Here is a 19227-nt window from a genome sequence, read left to right as displayed (position 1 = left end):
TTGTCCCTAGTTCTCGGTTTCGCGCGAGATCGTCACGTTCGCCACCAGCCGGCCGCTTTCCAGGCGCGGCGCGCTGAACTCGAAACGAAAGCCGCCATGCTTCAAAAAAGCCCGCGGGTACGTTTCCGCGTCAAGCATGCGCAGGTGATCGTACAAGCGCGCGAGGTCCAACCCGTCCGGAATCTCGCTCTGCGCCGGGGTGCGCCGCGCGAACATCGTCGGCTCACCCGTTTGCGGTCGGGTCTGCGGATCGTCCTGCGCGATCAAGTCGGCGATCATCTGCGCCGCCAGGCGCGAGGCGCGCTCGTAAATCTCCTGCGCCGTGCCCGCCAGCGACAGCGGCCGCTTATCGTAGATCGCCCCCGTGTCCATGTCGGCCTCGATACCAAAGGCCGTAAGCGTCGTTTCGGTCGCGCCTCGCACAATCAGGTTCTGCAACGGGCTGCCGCCGCGCCCGAAAGGCAAATCGGTCATGTGAAAGCCGATGCAGGTATGGCGCTCGTGAATCGCCGCCGGAATTTTCCACGACCAATGCAGGAAGAAAACAAACCGCGGCGACCACTCCGCCAGGCGCGCGGCCGTCAGTTCGTCCTTCGTGGCTACGTAACGCCAGCGCCCGGGCAGTGTCGCGAGATGCTCGTCGAAGACGGACCGGCTCCAGGGTTTGCAGCCGCACACGACGTAAACCACCTCGCCCGTCATCGTTTACTCGCCTTTCCGCCGGCCGACGATTTTCGCCGGTACGCCCTCGACCACGGCGTCGTCGGGCACGTCTTTGACCACCGCCGCGCCCGGCGAAACGATGGCCCGCCGCCCGATGGTCACGCCCGTGGCGACGGCCGCGCCGATGCCGACGATGGCCAGGCTGCCCACACGAATGCCGCTGCCCAGGCTCACGCCGGGCGTCAGGTGGCAGGCGTCGTCCAGGATGTTGTCATGGGCCACGATCGCGCCGTTGTCGATCACGCAGCAATCGCCCACCACCGTGCCGGTGGCAACCACCGCCCCGGCCTTGATGAAATTGCCGCGGCCCAGGGTGGCTGACGGCGACACGAAGGCGCGCGGGTGAACGGCGTTGATCAGGTGCAGCCCGCGCTCGTCGCACAGTTCGCGGATACGCAGCCGCACGACTCCGGCGGCGATTTCGGTGGCCAGGTAACTCACGCCGCGGGTGACGATTTCCGCCAGCCGGTCGCGATGGTAAACAGGCAGGCCCTTTAGCCACAGCGGGTGTTGCGGGTCGTCGTCGACGAAACACACGACCTGGACGTCCCGGTCAGTGTCCAGACATTCCTTTAGCGTAACCGCCCCGCGGCCCGCGCCGTAGATCATCACCGGTTTGCGGTCGGGGTTCCACTTGATTTCGGCGGGCGTCGGGCGGTCGTCGGGCGCTTGCTTCTCGACAAACGCGCGAACGTGCTTTTCGCGGATAATGCCGTCCGTGGCGATTTCGGTGAGATTGATACCGAGCTCGGCGGCCAATCGGCGTGCTTGGTCGGTCGCCTTAGCCTCGGCTTCGACAGCAGCGGCGGCCTGTGTTTCCGTTTCCTGAGCAGCAAGCAGTCGACGGCGCTCGGTGTCGAGCGCGTCCATGTCCGCGCCGATCAACGCAATGGGATCGCGGACCCGGATCTCCGTGCCCGCCGCGGCCAGCGGCACCACGCGCCCGGCAACTTCGGCCTCGACTTCGTAGGACGCCTTGGCCGTTTCAACCGCGCACAACGCCGCGCCCACGGCAACCTCGTCGCCCTCGGCAACGAACCACTCGACGATGGTGGCCGTGTCGTCGTTGACGCCCAATTGCGGAACCGAAACTACGAACACTTCTTCGCGCATATCAGCTCCTTGCCACGGCGCGCAGCGCGGCCTCGATGTCGGCGACCTGCGGCAGTACATGCTTTTCCAACGGCATCGACGCCGGGATCGGCGTTTCCTTCGCACCGACGCGGGCGATGGGCGCGCGCAGATCGGCGAAGGCGGATTCCATCAGTCGGGCCGCCATCTCCGCACCCCAACCACCCTCACGCGGCGATTCCTCGGCGATTACCGCACGCCCGCTCTTTCGCACAAACCCGGCGACGTCGGCGACGGGAAAAGGCTTAACCCGCGACGGCAGCAGCACCTCGACGAGAATTTCATCGCGCACCAGCGCATTCATCGCCGCTTCGAGAGCGAGCGGGGCCATGCCGCCGTACGCCAACAACGTAACCGTCGGCGTTTCCGCAGGATCGGCGACCAGGCGCAGGGTCGGGTAGGGTGATTCGGGTGCGACGACCTCGACGTGCCAGTCGCCCGCGCGGCCGTTTTCCGGTTGCTCCAGGCGAAGCGGATACAGCAGCTTGTTCTCGACAAACAGCACCGGCGAGGCATCCTCCAGCACTGCATGGCGCAGCAGCGCGCCGGGATCGTGGAAGTGCGAGGGCGCGAGGATCGTCAGCCCCGGCACGTTGAAAAACAGCGTTTCGAGGCTTTGACTGTGCGTCGGCCCGTACCCGCGCCGACCGCCCATCGGCGCGCGAACGACCAGCGGTACGGTGACGCGGCCGTTGTACATCCAGTTGAACTTGGTCGCGCCGTTCACGAGTTGGTCGGCAGCCAGGGTTAGGAAATCGCCGAACATGATCTCCAATACCGGCCGTAGGCCGCGCAGCGCCATCCCCGCCGCGAAGCCGGTGATCGCCGCTTCGCTGATCGGTGCGCCGAGCACCCGATTGGGGTACGCGGTCGATAGCCCGCGCGTGACCTTGAACGCGCCGCCGTACGGATCGTGCACGTCCTCGCCGATGAGATACACGCGCTCGTCGTCCGCCATCATTTCGTGAAGGGCGCGGTTGAGCGATTCGACGTAGCGCTCAGCCATCGGCGGCCTCCAGGCTCGGGAAGGGCAAGGCGCGCGCGGCGTCTTCGCACTGCCGCAGGTATTCCGCGACGCCGGCTTCGATTCGCGCTGCGGTCGCGGCACCTACTTCTTCGGCCAGCCGGTTCAAGGGATCGGTGGCGCGCCACGCGTCGATTTCCGCCGCCGACCGGTGATCGTCGCCCTTGCTGTGGGCGCAATAGCGATACGTGTGCACGACCTCAACGTGGGGTTGCTGCTCCTCGCGCACCATCCGGACGAGCGGGGCGAAATGGCGGTGCAATTCTTCGGCGTCGCGGCTCGTCGTTTCACCGGCCGAAAGCGCAAACGCCGCCGCCCGCGCCACGAAGCTGCCCGCGAAGTTGGCCTCCACCGACGTGGTCTGCGCGTAGCGGTTGTTCTCCACGACCACCAGCAGCGGAACCTGCCAGAGCGACAGTAGGTTGAAGGTTTCGTACACGACGCCTTCGCCGAAGGTGCCGTCGCCCAGAAACAGCACGCCGATGGCACCGCTCTTTTTGACTTTTTCGGCGTACGCCGCGCCCGCGGCCACCGGCGTCAAATTGCCCTGCACGCCGTTGGTGAAAAAGCGGCCGGTACACAGGTGCTGGCTGCCGCCGCGTCCGTCGCAAACGCCGCCCCGCCGGCCCATCAATTCAGCGAACAAACCCAGCGCGTCGCCGGTGCGAATCAGATAATGACCGTGGCAGCGATGGTTGCTGAAAACGAGGTCGGTTTCGCGCAGGTGGTCGATCACCGCGACGGCGTCGGCTTCCTGGCCGATGGCGCAATGCGTGGTGCCGAACAATTCGCCGGCGCTGAACAATTCGAGAACGCGCTCTTCGAAACGGCGCACTAGCACCATGCCCGCCAGCAGCTTCTCGCGCAGCGCGAGTGAGCCCAGTGCGGCAGCCACGTGTTCGGGAAAGGGCGGCAACGTCATTTCTTCATTCCTGTTTGAGACTTCACCTTACCCAAAGCCGCCCCGCCGTTCAACGCGAGCGTGTACAAAAACGCCCCGGCTGCCCCCCGCGGCATGACCGCGCTCGTCGCGAGTTTCCCGCTTGCCGGGCGAGGCGAATCACTTTCCGTCGTGGGGGTTTTGGGTTAACGTACAAAATAGCGTTGCGACGCCGTGTTGAAAACGAAAAGCGACGGGATAAAAACCATGCGCACTTCAGTTGCCTTGATATTGATCCTTCTTGTTTCGGCCCCTTTCGCGTGGGCGAATCCGGAACCCACCGGACCGTGGCACTCGGAAATCGACTACCACCCGCGGCTCCTGTTCACCGACTCCGATTTGGCGGCCATTCAAGCCCGCCTGGACCGAGAGCCCTACATCACCGTCATGGGGCGAGTGCGCGGCCGGGCCAACGGCGGCTTCACCCCCACGCCTCCCGACCCTTACAACGCCAGCCGCGAATACAGCTTGGCCAACATCGCCAAATCCGCCGCCTTCGTCGCCTGGGTCGATCAGGACACCGCCATGGCCGAACGCGCCGCACAGGCATTGGAGGCGATCGCCACCGATTTCGGCTCGAATCCCCTCGTGTTTGTCGACAGCGACATCCACATCGCCGAGGCCATGACCGGCTACTGCTACGCCTACGACATTCTGGCCGGTACGGGGATGGTCGATCCGACGCGCGTGGCGGCGATCAAGGCCAATCTCGAAGCGCTGTTTGAGGATTGGTACCATCGCTACATCGATCTGTTGGCCGCCGCGGCCGATATTCATACCAACAACCACGGCAGCAAGGTGGCCGCCGCGTTCGCCGCCGCAGGTATGACTTTCAACGACCACGAACACGCCAACAAGTGGTTCAACTACGGCATGTCAAAGGCCTACGACATCATCTTCAATATCCAAACGACCGATGAGGGCGTCATCGCCGAGGGGCTTTACTATTCGAATTACGCGGCGGTGAACCACCTGCCGGTATGGGCCAGCTACGACTTGTTGGTCGGCGCGGACGACACGCTGCAAAAACGCGGCTTGTGCATCATCGGCCCCAATTGCCCATGGAACGATTTCGAGATCATCAATCCCATGGATCACCCGAAGCAGTACGCCACGAGCCTCTGGCTCGTCAAAGCCCGCATGCCCGACGGCAGCCCGCCGCCCGTCGACGACGCCAACCCCGAAGGCTACCCCGGCGGCCTGGTCGCTTCACGGCTGAACGAACCGCTCATCGCCTGGGAATGGATCAACAACCACCGCGAGCCCATGTTCACGGTGCATTGCAGCGACGTCGCGGTGGAGTCTGTGGCGCTTTACGACGACAGCGTCGCGGCCGCGGCGCCGGGAGATGATTTCGGCCCGCATTTCATCAACGACGCAGACGGCTTCGCGGTGTTTCGTTCCGGGTGGGAGCAGGATGATTCATGGGCGATGTTTGTAGCCGAAAAAGGCATGTCGCGCGTCGCCGGCGGCGGCCACGAACACTCGGACAATCTGTCGCTGCTGTTTTTCGCCCGCGGTGAATATTTGTTGCTGGACCCAGGCTACGTCCGCTGGGAAGAGCACCAACTCGTGCGCGCCAGCGAGCATCACAACGTGCCCACCGTCGACGGCCATGGCCCGCCCAATTTCCCCGATCTGATTTCCTGGAACCCGGGCATCGACGGCTACCTCGTTGACTCCATGACCGACGTGGCTGCACCCTTCGTCACCGGCACCAGCGAGTGGGAAGATACTTTTGTACGTCGCAGCCTCTTCTTCGCCGAAGATGACTACCTCATCGTCATCGACGATCTGCAAAGCAGCGTGCCGCACACCTACGGCATGTGGTGGCACGGCCAGGCGGGCGGCGACTCCGGCTTCCCCTTTGCGCAGAATGCCGACGGAGCCACCTGGGCGCCCGGCGACGCGGCGGTCGACGTGCACGTCGGCAGTTCACTCGGCGACACGACGGCGAGCACGCTAATCAACATCCACAGCTTCATGTGGGCGCAGCAGATCGAACACGAAAGCCTGCACACCGCGGCCGTCGCACAAAGCGAAAGCGGGCGTTTCATCAGCGTGGCCGTGCCTTATGACACCGGCGAGACGCCGCGCGCCGTGACCTGGATTCGTGACACTGACGTGATCGCCGCGCGGATTGAGGGCGACAATACGCAATTCGTGATCGCCCAGCCCGAGCGGGCGCTGCGCGATTTCAGCGCGTTGGATACCGGTTCGGTCGCCGTGACCACCAGCGCGCGAACCATGATCTTCGACGCCGCCGCCGACGGCTCATCGGGCTACGCCTACCTGGACGGCGAGGGAGTTTTCCGCGTGGACGGCGGGCGCATTTGGGGCTTTATCGGCACCGACCGCGTATGGGTCGAATGGGACGGCGACGACTGGACTTTCGACTTCGCCAACCCCGACGGGCAACTGGTCACGCGGCATCTGCCCGTGACGGTGATGAAGGGCGACGGCCTCGCGCGCGTCCGCCGCGTGGGCGAGTTACTCGTCATGCGCCCGCCCGAAGGCAGCCACCTGCAAGTCGGCTTCGCGCCGGTCGGAGTCGCGGAATGACGCTTCTGCGCGCCGTGTTGGCTCCGCTGGGCGGTCTGCTCTTGCTGAGCGCGTTTTTCCTGCCGTGGGGCACGGTGTCGGTGATGACGCCCGACGCGCGCGTGTTTACCGCCTACGATTTGGCGCAACACGATACAGCCTGGAACCTCGTGGCTGTCTGCGCCGTGTTGATGATTACCGTGGGCTCGGTCGGCTTGGTCGTCTCGCTGACCGGCAAGACGCGCTCGTTGATCTACGCCGGCGCCGGCACGCTGCTGTTTTCCATGGTGTCCGGCGTGTTTATCGCGCGGATGCTGCTGCGTGTGTACGGCAAACATGGCGTCCGCCTCGGTTGGATCGAAGGCGCGACCGCTGCGGATTTGCAGCTCAGCCTGCAAGTCGGCGTCGCACTCGCCTTGCTCGGCGTGGTCCTCGGCGTCATCGGCGGTGCGTGGACCGTGCACACTGCGAAAAAGCAGCTCGCTTGACCATGCGTGTCGTTCTATTCCGGCCACCGGTTTTCGGTCCCAAAGAATTTCCCGTTGTTGTTGACCTGGGTTTGCTGTATCTGGCCAAAGCCCTGCGGCAGGCCGAGATTCCGGTTGCCGTGCGTGACGGGCACCTCGAAACGAAACCGGAGCGCGGCTACGCGCTTGACCTGGTAACCGGCGACGAGCCCGTGCTGGTCGGCATCAAGCTGTTTTCGCTGGGCATCGCGCACGCCCGTCGGGCGATTGCCAACATCAAGAAAATCAATCCGCGCGCCGTAACCGTCGTGGGCGGCCCGCATCCGTCCGGTGTGGCCGGGCAATTGTGGCGCGATGTGCCGGAAGCGGATTTCGGCTGGACGGGCGAGGGCGAGATCGGTCTGCCGAAACTTGTGCGCGCCCTCGAAGCGGGCGGCCGTGACGAGGACCTCGCGCAAGTGCCGGGCCTCGTGTGGCGGCGGGACGAGAAGGCCGTTGTCAACGCGCCGGCGTTTCTCGACGACTTGGACGCGCTGGATCAACCCGCGTGGGACGCCGTGCCCGTCGCCGGTTACCTGGCGCGGCCGACGCCCATTCGCAAGCAGCCGCACCTGTCGATCCTGACTTCGCGCGGTTGTCCCTTCGACTGCTCCTACTGCGCCGGGCGCCTGATTACCGGCCGGCGGATGCGCTTTCGCAGCGGGGAGAAAGTCGTCGACGAAATGGCCATGTTGCGCGAGCGTTACGGCGTGACGACCTTCGCGATCACCGACGACAACTTCAGCCTCAACCAACGTCACGTCGAAGGCTTCTGCCACGCGCTGATCGATCGCGACTTACCCGGCGTGCGCTGGGATTGCCTCGCCACCGGCTTGCGGCTCGACAGCCTGTCGGCCGACCTGCTGCGCCTGATGGAACGATCCGGCTGCTACGCCTGCTCGGTGGCGGTCGAATCCGGTAGCCCGCGCGTGCTCGAACATATGCAGAAGGGCGTCGATCTCGACACTATGCGCGAGGCGATCGCGCTCATCCGGCGCACGACCAAAATGCGCGTCAACACTTACTTCATTCTCGGTTACCCGACCGAAACCCGCGCCGATCTGCGGGCCTCGATTCGTTTCGCCCGCCGAAGCGGCGCGCACCACGCGCAGTTTTTTCTCTTTACGCCGCTGCCCGGCGCGCCCATCACCGACATTTTGCGCGAAACCGGCAAGCTGCCGGCGGTCCCGTGGGAAAAATTTCGCTTCGACCGACCCAGCGTACCGTTGGTCGATGTTTCCCTCGCCGGTCTCAAACGCCGGCAAATTTGGGCGACGCTCTCCTTTTATTTTTCCCGCCCCTGGCGTTTGGCGGCGCTGGTGCGCGACGTGTGGTCGCCGGCTGTGGTGCGCGACGTGTTCCGCCGCTTGCTGGCGCTTTTTGTTGGTCGGAAGTGAAAACTTGACACGCCGCCGCCGTCCCGCAATGATCGGTTCGTGAACCATTCCCGAATCATGAGCGCGTTGTTGGTCGGCTTGGCGGCGGTGATTCTGCTGTTCGGCCGCGCCCCCTCGCATTCCAACGATTTCTGCGATCCCGACGTCGCGCAAATGGCCTACGCCGCCGATGATCTCCTGGCCGGCGGGGTGATTTACGAAAACTGCGTCGAGACCAAACCGCCCGGCACCTACCTCGTGTTCGCGGCAGCGTTCAAGCTTTTCGGTCGGTCCGTGCGACCGGTTTACTTGCTGGCCACCGCGCTGCACCTGTTGACGTTGCTGTTGCTCGCACTGGTCGCGTGGCGTGCGGCGGGCCCCGTCGCGGGCGTCGGCACGGCTTGGTTTTACGCCGCGTTGGCGCTGACGGTCGGCGCGTCGGGCAACTGCCCGAACCACGAAACCTGGATGACCTTCCCGCTCGCCGGGGCGTTGGCGCTACTGCTGGCGGCGCGCGATCGAGCGCGGGCATGGCACGCGGCGGTCGTCGGCCTCTTGCTCGGCACGGCGTGGCTGATGAAACAGCAAGCCGCTGCGTTTGTGCTCGCCGCAGGGGCTTGGCTTGCCCTCGAACGACCCACAGACCGACGCCGCCTGGCGCGGCAGTTCGCCTGGCTGGCATTAGGCGGCCTCGCACCGCTGGTCGTCACCGCGCTGGCTTGGTGGGCAAAGGGCGGGCTGGCACTAATGATCCACGATTTGCGGCCCGGTCGGCTGGGCAGTTACCTGGGCGCGGCGCCGCTGGGCGACATAGTCTCGTGGGCGCTGCGGCGCGGGGCGACGCACTTGCAGGCCGCGTGGCCCGCGTACCTGGCCGTCGCGGGCGGCGTGGTGGCCTGGCGACGCGGACACGACGAGCGCCGCACGATGGCCCGTTTACTGATCTTCCTTGCCGCGGCGGGCTTGGCGGTGGCGGCCGGAACGCGCTTTTTCAGCCACTACTTCATTATTCTCGCCGCGCCGCTGGCCGTGGCCGGCGGTTTCGGCGCGGCGCTGACGGCGCGCTTGCTGCCGCGAAGGGTTTGGATCGTGGCGGCGGCGTTGGGATTGGCGGCGACGCTTTTCGGCGTGCGGATGGAACTGCGCGAAGCGGCGTTGGTCGTGGCCGGTCACGACATCGACTCCCCCGCGCTGGCGGCGTTCGTGTCGCGGGACCTGGATCTCGAAAATCGCCGCACCGACCGCGAGCACCAACGCCTCGGCCATTACGTGCGGGAAAACACGCGGCCCGACGAACCCATTTACGTGTGGCCCTATGCGCCGCAAATCTATTTCTGGGCGCAACGCCGCGCGCCGACCAAGTACTACTGTTACTTCGACCTCGCCGTCGGCCTGCCCACCAGCCGCGGCCCGTGGCACGTGGTCGTGGACCCCTTCATTGAGAAAAACCGGCGCGATTTGCTGGCCGACCTGGCCGGTGATCCGCCCCGGTTCGTGATCTTTCCCCGCGCGCCGCAAGCGTGGGATAAGCCTTTCGAACAACTCGCCGCCTGGGTGACGCGCTGGTATGCGATCGACCCGCAGGCCCCCGGCGACAACCTGCTCGTCTATCGTAAGCCTTGACGACGCGGGTGCCGGTCTCGAATGATAAGGCCATGAAACAACGCGTCACGCTTTTGCTGCTGCTGGCCCCGGCCGTGTTGCTGCTGCTTTTCGGACGCGTGCCCGGCATGACCGAGGCCTTTTGCGACCCCGACCTGGCCGGGATTTCCTACGGCGCGGACGATCTGCTGCGCGGCGGCACGATTTACGAAAACTGCGTCGAGACCAAGCCGCCCGGAGCGTACCTGATTTTTGCGGCCGACTTCGCGCTGTTCGGTCACCGTCTGCAACCCGTTTACTTCACCGCGACACTGCTTCACTTGCTGGCGTTGCTGCTGCTGGCGCGGCTGGCCTACCGCACCGGCGGACCCATCGCCGCGGCCTGCACCGGGCTCTTCTATGCCGCGCTGGCCGTCGACACCGCCGCCGCGGCCGGCTGCCCCAACTACGACACCTGGATGATGCTCTTTGCCGCTTTCGCCTTTGCGGCGTTACCGGCGGGCGACGACCGTGCCGCGCACTGGCGCTTCGTGCTCAGCGGCGCCTTGCTCGGCGCGGCCTTCCTGATGAAACAACAGGCGGCGCTGTTCAGTCTCGCGGCGCTGCCGTGGATCGCCACGTTGCCCCACGGCGACGCCAAGGCGCGGGCGAGGAACGTCGGTCTGTTCGCGCTGGGCGGGTTGGCGCCACTCGCACTGATTGTTTTGTGGTGGGCGTCTGCGGGCGGCTTGGCGACCATGTTCGCCGATTTGCACCCGGGCCGTCTCGGCGGCTATCTGGGCGCGGGCTTGGACGAGGAAGCGTTGCGCCGGGCCGGTCGGCGGGCCATGGAGCACCTAGCGGGCGCGTGGCCGATCTGGACGGCCGTTGTCGCCGGGTTGTTCTTGTGGCCGCGAAGCGGTCGCCAGGGCGCGGCATATGGTCGCTATCTGTTGTTTTTGGCGGTGGCGGTGGTGGCGGTGTTTGCGGGCTCGCGCTTTTTCAAACACTACCTGATCATCCTCACCGCACCGTTGGCCTTAGCGGCGGGCGGCGGCATCGGCTTGATCGAGCGACGCCTGGCGGATCGCGCGTGGCGGTGGGGCGTCTACGCGTTGGCGCTGCTCGCGCTCGGTTTTACGACGCGGGTGGAAATGGCCCAAGCGTACGATACGATCCGCGATCACGCGCGCGGCGCGGGTGCGGTGAATTTCGAGATGCTGCGCGCCTATTCTCGGGACGACGTCAACCTCGCCGAGCGCTTCGACGATAAGTTCATTTTTCAACCGCTGGGCACCTACCTGCGCAACATGAGCGATCCGGACGAGACGATTTACGTGTGGCCCTATCACCCGCAAATCTACTTTTGGGCCCAGCGCCGCGCGCCGACCAAGCACTACATGTATTTCGATGTCGCCGCGAACCTGCCCTACAAGCATGGCGGCTGGCACGCCGCAGTCGACGACCGGGTTCGCCTACATCGCCGGCGGCTCTTGCAAGACCTCCAGCGCGCCCGCCCGGCGTTTGTCGTGCTGCCCCGCGCCGGCGACGACGTTTGGGATCACGCCTTCGACGAACTTGAACGCTACGTGACGGAAAACTACGCGCTCGATCCCAAAGCGCCGGGCGAGCATTTGCGGGTGTTTCGTTTGCCCTGACCGGCCCGACGTGCTACCTATCGGCGCCTTGGAGTAAGGCAATGGGTCAAGGCGAAAAACTCATAGCGAGCAATCGCAAAGCGCGGTTCAACTACGAATTGATGGATCGATTCGAGGCTGGAGTTGCGCTGCAAGGCACGGAAGTCAAATCCCTGCGCGAGGGCCGCTGTAACCTCACCGACGGCTTCGTCGAAATTATCGACGGCGAGGCGTGGCTGGTGGACGTGCATATCAGCCCCTATTCCCACGGCAACCGCGCCAACCACGAACCCACGCGACGGCGCAAGCTGCTGCTGCATCGCCGCGAAATCGCCAAGCTGCATAGCAAAATCGCCGAGCGCGGGCTGACCTGCATTCCGTTGCGGATGTACTTCAAAGACGGCAAAGCCAAAGTGGAAATCGCCCTCGGGCGCGGCAAGCGAAAATACGACAAGCGCGAAGACATCAAGCGACGCGAAGCCGACCGCGAGACTCATCGCGCCATGAAACGCTAAGCGTCCAAGCGCCCGCGCGGCTCCCTCCTATGTTAGCTCGGCGACGGCGACTAGAAGTCGACGATCGTCCGCAACTGCAGCGTGTACACGTTGCTCACATCGCGGTAATTGTCGCGGAACCACATCCCCGGAATCATGTAGCCGAATTCGAGATCGGCCGTGAAGTGCTTGTACATGGTCTGGGCGAAGTTGACGTCGACTTCCCAGCCCAGATCGTGTGAGGCCGAGGTGCCGTTTTTATCCAGCCCGGCTTCGTTGATGTAGCTGTTGATGACGTCCAGCCCGATGTGCATCCCGTCCAACGGCCGAATGTAGCCGTTCACTTTGAAATACGCACCGTTTTCGAACGACCCGCCCATCAGGCGATCCCACATGATCAGGTCCACGTTGTAGTTCGGGTCGAAAGCGAAGGTGTTGATGGAACGACCGAAGGCCGCTTGGTTGCTGACGACCGCGTTGACGAAATCGATCGTCTTCGAAGCGTTTTGCGGGTCGGTCGCCGCCTGTTGGCGGGCTTGTTCGATGGCTGCTGCACCAACCGGATTGAACTCGTTGTCGGGATCCGAATCGGCCGGGGAGGAGAAACCGGCTTCCGCGCCGACGGCCCACCGGCCGGAATCATACTTGAAACGTCCGGCGCCGATATACGCGTCCATGTTGATCGTGCCCGCCCGCTCGCCGGTTGGCAGACCGTCCTCTTCCAGGTCGCGCACCGCGGCGCGGTCGATGAATTTCGCTTTGCCCTGCAGGCCCAGGCCTTCCAGTTCCCACGTAAAGCCCGCGTAACCGAGGCGGAACCACACGTCATAGAACCAAATGCTGGCGGCGGTGGCGTGCTGGCTGCGCGACTGGATGAAAAACCCGGAGTCGAAGGTGCCGGAGTCGGAAAACGTAATGTTGCGGAATTGGTTGGCGAAGGTCATGCAGTGGATATCGTAATCGCCGGTTTTGAAGTTGTACTCGGCCAGGCGATCGTAGGAAAGGCTGGGCATATAGAAGCCCGCGACCTTCGTCATGAACAGCACGCGATCGTACACGTCGCCGCCGTCGCTGTCGAAGCCGGCGTTGCGATCGTTGATGCTGCCCAGCGGTTCCATGTACCGCAGGTACGGCGTGCCCGAATTCATGAACAGGCCCATGCCCCAGTTCACGCCTTGGCGGCCGATACGCAACGAACCGAAGGGCAGCGCGACGCGCATAAACAACTGGCGAATGTTGATCGGGTCCACTTCCGCGCCGTCGAGGCCGGTGTTGCTCATCGAATCGTTGAAGATGTCCGACGTGCGGATGCGCAACTCGTCGTACGTCACCGTGTCGATGGTTTCCAAATCGTTGGGCTTGCGCTGCGTGACCACAACCGGCTGCGTATCCAGTTCGTTGTTGCCGTACATCACGTTGCCCAGCAGATCCAGTTCCATGTAAATCTGGATGGGGTCGGCCACAATCAGTGTCGGCTGCAAGATCATGCGCTGGTCGATCCAGCTCCAGTGGTCGGAGTCGTCGCCGCGTTCCGATGAGGCCCATGACAACGCGAAAAAGTTGTCGTAACGCACGCGGTAGAAGCCGTGAATATTAAACCCAACGGCCGATAACCGCTCGTCTTCCGCCACCGTCAAGGTGGGTAACGCCGTGAGTAACAATCCGGCGATCGCCAACCATATCAGGGCCTTTCTCATCCTAGCCTCCAGCGCCGATCGAATCGGCGCGTATGTAACAAAGCGTTGTGAACAAAAGGAAATTCCATCACAAGCGAATCCGGGACACTAGCACGCAGCCGCGGAAAGTGTCAAGTTGGCGGGGCTTTTCGGCGCTGCGGGCCGTCAAAACGCCAGCCGTTTCGTGGCGCGAAATTCGTTCATCACACGTTGCGCCTCCCGCCGTGTCGGATGATGCGGGACTTTCTCAAGCAATTCGACCAATTTCAGGTGCGCACCAGCCGGATTGGCCAGTTGCGTGGCCAGCAAGCGGGCGGCTCGAAACAGCGCCCGCGCCGCATGGGGCGACACCGGGTAGTGGTGCGCGAGTTCCTCATACATCGTCAAAGCGACCTGCGGCATGGCGCGTTGCTCGAGAATGATCGCCGCTTGCACGTAAGCGCGGTCGGACATGACCGGCACGCTTTGCGGCTCGTCGAAAATGCGCGCCAGGTCGGAAAGCAATTCGGTTTGATCCGTGTCAACCAACGCCTCGGCCAGCGCGTCGGCCTCTTGCGCGGCTCGGTCGGCCTCACCTTCGGTCATCAGCGCCTGCACGAGCAAGAAACGGCCGAAATAGTCATTCGCCGCGGGGGCTTCCATCTTGCGGCGATACCGGCGCTCGGTCACCGCGACCCGCGCCATCGGCCCAGCCGCGACGGGTCCCGCAGCTTCTTTTTCCTCTTCGACCAAGGTCGGCGCGTATATTTCGTAGCGTTTCAAAAACAAGCCGAAAGCCACGCCGACAATGAATCCGCCGACATGGGCGAAATACGCCACCCCGGCGCCTCCTTCGAGCGTCAGGACGCCGTACAACAGATCCTGGAGAAAGAGCAACGGCAAAACGATGAACGCCGGCAGTGAAAACGTGCCTTTACGCATAAAAAAGAAGAACAACCAGAAAAAATACCAAAAGCGGATGCGTACCTTGGCAAAACGCACCAAAAACGCGCCCAACAAGCCCGAAATCGCCCCAGAGGCGCCCAACAGCGGCACCGTCGAGGAAGTGAAAAGCAGTGCGAAAAACGTGTTGGCGATGAAACCGGACAACAAATACAGCAACAGATAAAGAAAAGCGCCGAAGGTTTCCTCCAAAATCGCGCCGGCCAAGAATAGAAAGAGCATATTGCCGAACAGGTGCCAGATATCGGCGTGCAAAAAAAGCGCGGATATCGCCTTGAAGGGGTGAAATTCCGCCGGCGTCAGGGCGAATCGCCCCATAAGGCTGTTGGTTCGTGCCTGGTTCCAAACCACCTTTTTACGCAGATATTCCTGATACAAAGGGTGCATGGTGCTCGTCAGCCCGTTTGTCTCAAAAAGCACCCAGGTGGCTTCCACGGCGTCATGGTTTTCATAGCAAAAGAAATACGGGGCGTCTTCATCCTGATCACGCGCCGAAGCGTGGTCGTAGCCGAACTCCTCACCCTTTAGCGCCAAGAACACCCGGCAATGAAAAGTCGCCTGGTCGTTGTGATTTTCCTGCCATGCGGTGTTGGCATCGCTCCGGGCCGAGCTGGTCAGAAAATAAATGATGATATTGAGCGCGATGAGCGCGTACGTGGCGTAAGGGCGCCGGCGCATGCGGAAGTGGTCGTGACCGATCGGGAAAATAAGGATCATGCATCCCGCTCCGAGGCAGCGCCGTGAACCGCAAACGACAGCCCCAACGAGTTTTCGGAAACGTACCGGTCGGCGCGGCGACCGTCAAACAGGGGGAACAAAGCACGCGTCGCAGGGTCGAAAGCTAAGTGCCGCGCGCGCATCTTTTGTCCAAGTGCCGCCCGTGGTATGAGCAAATGGACAACCATCAAGGGGACAAATCATGCGAACGACTGTTTTGCTTCTTATTCTGGCGTTGTGTTTCGCGCTGGCGCCCGCGGCGCAGGCCGAAGAAATCGGTACCGGCACGCTGAAGGTCGTCAACAAAGAGGTGAAAGACCTCGAAGTGCCGCTCGCGCATACCTCGGTCGACGCCGACGTCGCGGGTTTCGTCGCACGGGTCACGGTGACGCAAACCTTCGTCAATCCATTTAAAAACCCCATCGAAGCGGTGTATGTGTTTCCGCTGCCGCATCGCGCGGCGGTCGATTCCATGACCATGAAAATCGGCGACCGCGTTATTAAGGGCGTCATCAAACCGCGCGAAGAAGCCCGGAAAATCTACGAACAGGCGAAAAAGGCGGGCAAAACGACTTCGCTACTGGAGCAGGAGCGACCCAACATCTTCACGCAATCGATCGCCAACATCATGCCGGGCGACAACATCGAAATCCAAATCACCTACTTTGACGTGCTCAAATACGAAAGCGGTCAATACGAGTTCGTGTTCCCGATGGTCGTGGGACCGCGCTACATTCCCGGCGAAAAAATCGTCGGCAAGCAGGGCGGCGGTTGGGCCCCGGATACCGACCGCGTACCCGACGCCTCGCGCATCACCCCGCCGGTGATCAAGCCCGGCGAACGCTCCGGCCACGACATCGACCTGACACTGCGCATCGACGGCGGCGTCAAGTTCGACGACCCGAAAAGCCCCTCCCATTGGATCAAGATGGAGCGCGGCTCCAGCCGCACCGCCACTGTCAAACTCGACGAGCGCGACACGATCCCCAACAAGGATTTCATTCTGCGCTACAAGGTCATCGGCAAGGCGCCGTCCTTCGGCTCGGTCGTATTCAGCGAGGGCGACAGCGGCTACTTCCTATTGATGCTCGCACCGAAAGCCGATTACAGCAAAAAGGAAATCATCCCCCGCGAAATCCTCTTCGTCGTCGATTCCTCCGGCAGCCAGCAGGGCGATCCGCTCACCAAATCCAAGGAACTGGTCCGGCGCGCGCTCAAGGGCCTGCGTGTCGACGACACCTTCCAGGTCTTCGACTTCAACGACATCGTCACCTCGATGGCCTCGGGGCCCGTGCCGGCCACGGCCGCCAATATCCGCGAGGCGCGCAAGTTCGTCGACCAAATCCGGGCTACCGGCGGCACGCGCATGCTGCCGGTTATCCAGACGGCCCTCAATTGGCCGGAAGATCCCAAGCGCCTGCGCATCGTCGTGATGACGACCGACGGCTACATCGGCAACGAAACCGAAATTCTCACCGAGATCAACGACAACCTCGGCGACGCCCGCCTGTTCATGTTCGGCGTGGGCGGCTCGACCAACCTCTACCTCATCGCCCGCATGGCCGAAGAGGGCCGCGGCTTCGCGCAGTTCGTGCGCCAAGATGAAGCCACGCAGGAAGTCGTCGAAAAATTCCACCAGCGTCTCGACACGCCGGTGCTGCGCGACATCGAAGTTGACTGGAACGGCCTCGAAGTCACCGATCTCTACCCCGAGCGCATGCCGGACCTCTATGCGGGTCAACCGCTGGCGATCTTCGGCCGCTTCACAAAGCCGGGCGGGGCGACGGTGACCATCGGCGGCAAACAGGGTAACGGAACCGCCGAGTTCGAACAACGCCTCCGCTTGCCCGGCAAGAAAAGCGGCTCGGAACAACTGGCAAGCCTCTGGGCGCGCATGCGTGTCGAAAAACTGATGCAGCGTCTCGAAGTCGGACGCGACGAACTCAAGCCGCTGGAAGACGAGATCACCCAACTGGGCCTCAAGTACAACCTCATGACGCAGTTCACGTCTTTCGTGGCCGTCGAGGAAAAGGTGCGCAACGTTGACGGCAAATTGCAGACCGTGCAGGTGCCGGTCGAAATGCCCGAGGGCGTCTCCTACGAAGGCGTGTTCGGCGAGGCGGAAGAAAAAAGCGCCCTGCAGTCCAGAAACAAGCGCATGTACCGGCCCTCGGTCGTCCGCACCATGGCCCCGCCGCCGCCGCCGTCCAAGCCGTCGCCCCACCGCGGCGGAGCGCTCGGCATCATCACGACCGACGAAGTGGCCGAACCGAATGCGGCGTACGCCCTGCGCCTGGATCCGGTTGCCTTCCTGGGCATCAGCGACGAAAGCCCGTACCGGCGCAAGCTGCAAACCGACGTCGCTCGGTCGCTCGGCCAGGCCGTCAAAGGCATGTCACTGCCCGACGGCAAGATGATGATGATTCGCCTGACGCTCAGCGCAAGCGGCAAGGTGGCTAAGGTCGAGGTGCTCAAAGACACCACCGGCGACGCCAAGCTCAAAGCGAAAATTGTCGCCGCGCTCAAAAAGCCGTCCTTCAAAGCGCCGGGTAACGAAGCGACGTTGGTTTTCTTCGTGCGCTTCTAAACTCCGATCCGCCGATTACGACCCGGGCCCCGCGGCCCGGGTTTTTTCGTGCCCGCTTTGCTGGAATGTCGCGCATGGAGGCCATTTCCTGCAGGCAATGCGGCGGCGACCCGCAAGCGATTCCTCGAGTAAGTCGCGCGAGGCGTTAGGGAAGGGCGGCGGTGGTCGGAAACAATCCCACTACCGCCGGACACGGGCGGTCCGTTTTTTTATCCTTCGCCAATTCGTCGTAGAGGAAAGGACGAACCTCGTCATAGGTCCGCATGCGGAAACCCTTTTCCTGCGCGGCGGGCAGCGCCTCTACCACGGGCGCTATCAGCGCGGCGACCGCCACGTAGCCGCAAAAATTCGGATGCCACGAACCCGAAGCCCGATAACGTGCCAGCAAATCCGGATCGATCTGCTGCGCCGCTTCGGCCACGTCAACCAAGGGCGCGCCGGTCGCCACCGCGAATTCGCGAGCGCTCTCGGTGGCGAAGGATTCCTGATGATACGTCACGAACACAGGCACGGCACCGGTTTTGGTGGTTTGCGCGACGATCGACCGCACGTCGTCCGCCAAGCATTCCTTGGTCCAGCGTTTCGCGGGCGGGTGCACCCAATGAATCACACCGTCCGAGTCGGGATACACGTACTCGTCGACGCTGACGCCGGGTAGGCGGATTCGCAGTAGCGAACCACTCGTCAGGGCCAGAATGCGAAACATCACCGAGTGCCGGTAAAGATAGCCCGCCGCCCGGGTGGACAGGCTCGGCGGCCGGTCGCCGTAGGCGCGTTGGCATTCCACGAACTTGGCGAAGCCGATGTTGTTGATGCCCGTCGCAATGAGCACGACATCGGGATACGACGCGGGTGTTTTTAGAAATTTCTGCAGGCGTTCCCGCATCCGGCCGGAGTCGGCGGCCGGGTAGGCCAGGTTGATGACTTCGACAGTCGCCGTCTCCGAATGCAGTAGATTCCCGAGAATTTCCGGATAACCAATCAGAAATTCCGACTCACGGCCGCTGGTGATGCCGTACGTGAACGAATCGCCCAGCGCGAGGATCTTCAATGAATCGTGCTGCGTGTAAGCGCGCCGGGGCCATTCGAGCTTGAAGAAATCGAACACGCTGAGCGTCGTGTGCCGCAACACGTAACCGAACACTTCGATGCCCAGGGCCAGGCCCAACGCGAAAAACAGGATGCGGCGCAGCCAACGACGACGGCGCAGCTTGGCACGTTTGGACGACATCGTGGATGGGGCGGACAAAGCTCCTCCTGTCGGGGTTGGGGTCGATCATAACCCGAGCGAACCCCGTTGGCCAAAGCGCCGTCCCACGACGCAGCCAATAAAAAACCCGGGACGCTGGGCC

At 63.2% G+C, this 19227-nt stretch carries 14 protein-coding genes; 7 read left to right on the top strand and 7 right to left on the bottom strand.

Features of this window, described 5'->3' with window-relative positions; genetic code table 11:
* Positions 1–6 precede the first annotated feature (6 nt).
* The 4 genes from P9L99_05665 to P9L99_05650 are packed head-to-tail and all read right to left on the bottom strand — an operon-like array spanning position 7 to position 3800.
* Entirely contained in the window at positions 7–702 is a 696-nt protein-coding gene (locus P9L99_05665) for a hypothetical protein (protein ID MDP8222829.1), read from the bottom strand.
* A 3-nt stretch (positions 703–705) separates the two neighbouring features.
* The gene (locus tag P9L99_05660; protein ID MDP8222828.1) at positions 706–1836 is read right to left on the bottom strand and encodes a biotin/lipoyl-containing protein; all 1131 of its coding nucleotides are present in this window, start codon (positions 1834–1836) and stop codon (positions 706–708) included.
* Position 1837: 1 nt separating this feature from the next.
* Entirely contained in the window at positions 1838–2860 is a 1023-nt protein-coding gene (locus P9L99_05655) for a transketolase C-terminal domain-containing protein (GenBank protein ID MDP8222827.1), read from the bottom strand.
* Entirely contained in the window at positions 2853–3800 is a 948-nt protein-coding gene (locus tag P9L99_05650; GenBank protein MDP8222826.1) for a thiamine pyrophosphate-dependent dehydrogenase E1 component subunit alpha, read from the bottom strand. Before P9L99_05650 ends, P9L99_05655 begins: the two co-directional genes overlap by 8 nt.
* 225 nt (positions 3801–4025) lie before the next feature.
* On the opposite strand from P9L99_05650, the gene P9L99_05645 reads away from it, so the two are divergent.
* Genes P9L99_05645 through smpB form a run of 6 tightly spaced genes read left to right on the top strand, consistent with a single transcriptional unit; the run spans position 4026 to position 11974 of the window.
* On the top strand, positions 4026–6380 hold the full coding sequence (locus P9L99_05645) for a heparinase II/III family protein (protein ID MDP8222825.1): 2355 nt from the start codon (positions 4026–4028) through the stop codon (positions 6378–6380).
* On the top strand, positions 6377–6847 hold the full coding sequence (locus tag P9L99_05640; protein ID MDP8222824.1) for a hypothetical protein: 471 nt from the start codon (positions 6377–6379) through the stop codon (positions 6845–6847). Before P9L99_05645 ends, P9L99_05640 begins: the two co-directional genes overlap by 4 nt.
* 2 nt (positions 6848–6849) lie before the next feature.
* Positions 6850–8262 carry a radical SAM protein gene (locus P9L99_05635; GenBank protein ID MDP8222823.1) on the top strand — a complete coding sequence of 471 codons (1413 nt, stop codon included), beginning with the start codon at positions 6850–6852 and terminating at the stop codon, positions 8260–8262.
* Positions 8263–8301: 39 nt separating this feature from the next.
* Entirely contained in the window at positions 8302–9864 is a 1563-nt protein-coding gene (locus P9L99_05630) for a glycosyltransferase family 39 protein (protein ID MDP8222822.1), read from the top strand.
* A gap of 32 nt (positions 9865–9896) precedes the next feature.
* Positions 9897–11480, top strand: coding sequence for a glycosyltransferase family 39 protein (locus tag P9L99_05625; GenBank protein ID MDP8222821.1), 1584 nt, complete (start codon positions 9897–9899; stop codon positions 11478–11480).
* 41 nt (positions 11481–11521) lie between these two features.
* Positions 11522–11974, top strand: a complete 453-nt coding sequence (gene smpB, locus P9L99_05620) for an SsrA-binding protein SmpB (protein ID MDP8222820.1) — start codon at positions 11522–11524, stop codon at positions 11972–11974.
* Positions 11975–12024: 50 nt separating this feature from the next.
* Here the strand turns inward: smpB and P9L99_05615 are convergent, their stop codons facing one another.
* Positions 12025–13650: a hypothetical protein gene (locus P9L99_05615; protein MDP8222819.1), complete on the bottom strand. Its 1626-nt coding sequence runs from the start codon at positions 13648–13650 to the stop codon at positions 12025–12027.
* A 144-nt stretch (positions 13651–13794) separates the two neighbouring features.
* Entirely contained in the window at positions 13795–15288 is a 1494-nt protein-coding gene (locus P9L99_05610; GenBank protein ID MDP8222818.1) for a rhomboid family intramembrane serine protease, read from the bottom strand.
* A 202-nt stretch (positions 15289–15490) separates the two neighbouring features.
* Between P9L99_05610 and P9L99_05605 the strand changes: the two genes are divergently transcribed.
* Positions 15491–17875: a VIT domain-containing protein gene (locus P9L99_05605; GenBank protein MDP8222817.1), complete on the top strand. Its 2385-nt coding sequence runs from the start codon at positions 15491–15493 to the stop codon at positions 17873–17875.
* 145 nt (positions 17876–18020) lie between these two features.
* Here the strand turns inward: P9L99_05605 and P9L99_05600 are convergent, their stop codons facing one another.
* On the bottom strand, positions 18021–19124 hold the full coding sequence (locus tag P9L99_05600) for an SGNH/GDSL hydrolase family protein (protein ID MDP8222816.1): 1104 nt from the start codon (positions 19122–19124) through the stop codon (positions 18021–18023).
* Positions 19125–19227: the final 103 nt, after the last annotated feature.

It is taken from the genome of Candidatus Lernaella stagnicola (assembly GCA_030765525.1).
In the GTDB taxonomy this organism is placed as follows: domain Bacteria; phylum Lernaellota; class Lernaellaia; order Lernaellales; family Lernaellaceae; genus Lernaella; species Lernaella stagnicola.
This window is presented reverse-complemented; position numbering and strand designations above follow the sequence as displayed.